The sequence below is a fragment of the Streptomyces sp. UNOB3_S3 genome, assembly GCF_020740895.1.
In the GTDB taxonomy this organism is placed as follows: domain Bacteria; phylum Actinomycetota; class Actinomycetes; order Streptomycetales; family Streptomycetaceae; genus Streptomyces.
Map to the genome: position 1 here is coordinate 1 of NZ_JAILXP010000530.1, position 3,647 is coordinate 3,647.

Below are 3,647 nucleotides of genomic sequence, written 5' to 3' on the forward strand. Positions count from 1 at the left end.
GCCGTGGCTGGGGGGCCGGGTGGGGAAGGGGTTGTGGCGCAGCAGGCGCAGCGTCGCCGGGTCGCCCGTCAGCAGGCGCTCGACGAAGGGGCCGAACCATTCGCGGGCGTAGCCGGGGGAGATCCCGGCGAACCACATCAGCCAGTCCAGGCGCAGATGGTACGGCGCGAACTGGCGGGGGAGCCGGCGGGGGTCGCCGGGCTTGCCCCTGAAGCCGTACTCCCGCCACACCGTGTCCTCGGTGAGCCCTTCCTCATCCGTTCCCTCCACGACGACCTCGTAGCGGCTGCGATTGATGCTGCCGAAAGCGCCGTAGGTGTTGACCAGGTGGAAGGCGTTGAACGACATGTTCATGCGCTGCCGCGACGACAGCAGATTGCGCACCGGCCACCAGCTCAGCACGACCACCAGCACGGCCGCGGCGAGGACCAGCACCTCGAACCAGAGCGGAGCGGATGACGCCGGGGCGTGCCGGGGGAGGCCCAGCAGCTCCGCCAGGGCCGCGCCGTCGACGGCGGAGAGGGCGAGGACGATCGTCAGCCAGTTGAGCCAGGAGAAGTTGCCGGAGGCGACGAGCCAGAGCTGGGTGCAGATGATCGTCCCGGCGGCGACGCTCGCCACCGGTTGCGGGGTGAACAGCCCGAGCGGTACGACCAACTGGGCGACGTGGTTGGCCCCCACCTCCACCCGGTGGAGGGGCCTGGGCAGCCGGTGGAAGAACCAGCTCAGCGGCCCGGGCATGGGCTGGGTCTCGTGGTGGTAGTACAGGCAGGTCAGATCCCGCCAGCAGGGGTCGCCGCGCAGTTTGATCAGCCCGGCGCCGAATTCGACGCGGAAGAGCAGCCAGCGCATCAGCCACAGCGTGAGCACGGGCGGGTCCGTCCGGGCGTTGCCCAGGAAGACGGCGAGGAAACCGGCCTCCAGCAGCAGGGACTCCCAGCCGAAGCTGTACCAGGTCTGGCCCACGTTGACGATGGAGAGATAGAGCACCCACAGCGCGGCCCACATCGCCATCGCCGCGCCCAGCGGCACGGCGTCGGCCGCGCCCGCCACGATCGCGGCCGACAGCAGCGCCCCCGTCCAGGACCAGGCGGCGAAGAAGCGGTCGGAGTAGTGGAGATGGAAGACGCTGGGGGCCCGGCGCAACGGTACGTACGCGACGTACTGGGGGACCGGCAGCATGCCCCGCTCCCCGATGAGCGCGCGGAACTGGAGGGCCGCCGAGACGAAGCCGACCAGGTAGATCGCGGCGAGCGCCCGGGTCAGGAGCAGCCGGCTCAGCCAGTACCCGGATGCCGTGAACCACTCCATGGCGCCCTCCGTACCGCTTGCGTCCCGCCGGACCGTGCAGTCACATCGAAGAAACAGACAAAAGATGGCAGAGTGACTCTATGGTTGATCGGGGAGCGACGCCTGCCGCCGTACCGCCGCCGGATGACTGGCCCGCCCGCCCGGAGACGGTGCTCGCCCTCAATCGCATGGGCAGCTTCGACTGGGACCTGATCAGCGGACGGCTGCACCTGGACCCGCAGGCGCTGGAGCTCCTCGAGGTGCCGCCGGAGCGGTTCCACGGCCGGATCACCGATCTGTCGCACCGCGTGTCGCGCCCCGACGCCGCCCGGCTCGACACCATGGTGGCCCGGGCGCTGAAGGACGGCAGCGAGAGCTACGGCGGCTACTACCTGGTCCGTTGCGACGACGGCTCCCAGCGCTGGACCTACACCCAGGGGCGCATCCGGCGCGACGCCGACGGGCGGCCCCGCCGGATCATCGGCATCGTCCGCGACGCCACCGAGGAGCTGGGCCGGACCGGGCCCCGTGAGACCGGCGAGGAGCGCCGCCACCAGACCACGGTCGTGGAGACCACGACGGCCGCCCTCGCGCACGCCCGGACCGTCCAGGACGTCATCGACTTCTTCCGGGACACCCGGGCCGTCGACCACCTCGGCTCCGACCTCCTCGTCCTCGGCCTGCTGGAGTCCGGCCGCATCCACCTCGTCGCGGAGGGGCCCTCGGAGCACTTCATCCCCGGCACCCGCTACACGCGCGTCGACGACGACTTCCCCATGAGCGAGGTGATCCGCACCCTCTCGCCCCGGTTCATCGAGTCGCCCGAGGAGTTCTCCACCCACTACCCCTGGCTGTGGGAGCGCATCAAGGACATCGGCATCTCCTCCGCCGCCTACCTCCCGCTGATCGCCCAGGCCCGGCCCATCGGCGCGCTGGGCCTGCTCTACCGCGAGGCGCGCGGCTTCACCCAGCAGGAGCGCAACCTCTACATCGCGCTCGGCAGCAGCCTGGCGCAGGCCATAGCCCGGGCGATGCTCTTCGACCAGGAGCACGACCTCGCCGAGGGCCTCCAGCAGTCCATGCTGCCGCGCCGCATCCCCGACGTCCCCGGTGCGCAGATCGCGGTGCGCTACCGCTCGGCCCGGATGGGCCGGGACATCGGCGGCGACTGGTATGACGCCATTCCGCTGCCCGGCGGCCGGGTCGGGGCGGTCATCGGCGACGTCCAGGGCCATGACACCCACGCGGCCGCCGTGATGGGCCAGCTGAGGATCGTCCTGCGGGCGTACGCCACCGAGGGGCACGCGCCCGCGACCGTCATGGCCCGCGCCTCGTCCTTCCTCCACGAGCTGGACACCGACCGCTTCGCCACCTGCACCTACGCGGAGGCCGACCTCACCACCGGGGTCGTCCAGCTGGTCCGCGCCGGCCATGTGGACCCCATGCTGCGGCACGCCGACGGCACCTGCCGCCGGCTGCCCGTCTCGGGCGGGCTGCCGCTCGGCCTGTCCGTCGAGTTCGGGCGGCTGGACTACCCGGTGACGACCGTCGAACTGGACCCGGGGGAGACCCTGCTGATGTTCACCGACGGCCTGGTCGAGCAGCCCGGCTCCGATCTGGACGAGGGCATGCAGCGGCTCGGCGCCCTGGTCCGCGAGGGCCCCTACGACCTCCACAAGCTGGCCGACCTGCTGTGCGACGTGGTCGGCGAGCGGATGGGCGAGGACGATCTGGCCGTCCTGCTGCTGCGCCGCCAGGGCCCGGCCGCCCGCGGCGGCGGCCGGCTCCAGCAGCACATCGCCCCCGCGGACCCCGAGGCCCTCTCGGCCGGCCGGCACATGATCCGCGCGGCGGTACGGGCGTGGGGCGCGCGGGAGCGCTCGGACGAGATCGAGCTGGTCGCCGACGAGTTGGTGACCAACGCCCTGCTGCACACCGACGGCGCGGCCGTCGTGACGATCCGGATGCTGACCGGGCCCGAACGGCGGGTGCGGGTCGAGGTGGAGGACAAGTCCAGCGCCCTGCCGCGCCGCCGGGAGCCCGGCGAGGCGGGGGTGTCCGGGCGCGGGCTGCTGCTGGTGGACCGGCTGGCCGACGTCTGGGGCGTGGAGCCGCGTGGCACCGGCAAGTCCGTCTGGTGCGAGTTCGTGGTGCCCGGCCGGCACTCCGACCGGGGGCCGGTCATGGACGCCGACGACTGAGCCGGTCGCCCGAGAGTTCATGTCCTATACACCTTCCGTTGTAAAGGAATTGCAAATTCCGGCCTCTTTGGATCAACTATTGACGCATCCCTAACTGACGGACCGTCGAAAAGGCCGAACCATGGGCACCCCCCACCGCCACCCCCTCCGCCGCAG

At 71.6% G+C, this 3,647-nt stretch carries 2 protein-coding genes; one reads left to right on the top strand and one right to left on the bottom strand.

Annotation, left to right across the window (positions count from 1 at the left end; translation table 11 throughout):
- The coding region (locus tag K6I33_RS33055; RefSeq protein ID WP_229358367.1) for a lipase maturation factor family protein at nucleotides 1-1,311 on the bottom strand (1,311 nt) is incomplete at its 3' end.
- An 80-nt stretch (nucleotides 1,312-1,391) separates the two neighbouring features.
- Here K6I33_RS33055 and K6I33_RS33060 point away from each other — a divergent pair.
- Nucleotides 1,392-3,491 carry a SpoIIE family protein phosphatase gene (locus tag K6I33_RS33060; protein ID WP_229358369.1) on the top strand — a complete coding sequence of 700 codons (2,100 nt, stop codon included), beginning with the start codon at nucleotides 1,392-1,394 and terminating at the stop codon, nucleotides 3,489-3,491.
- Nucleotides 3,492-3,647 lie beyond the last annotated feature (156 nt).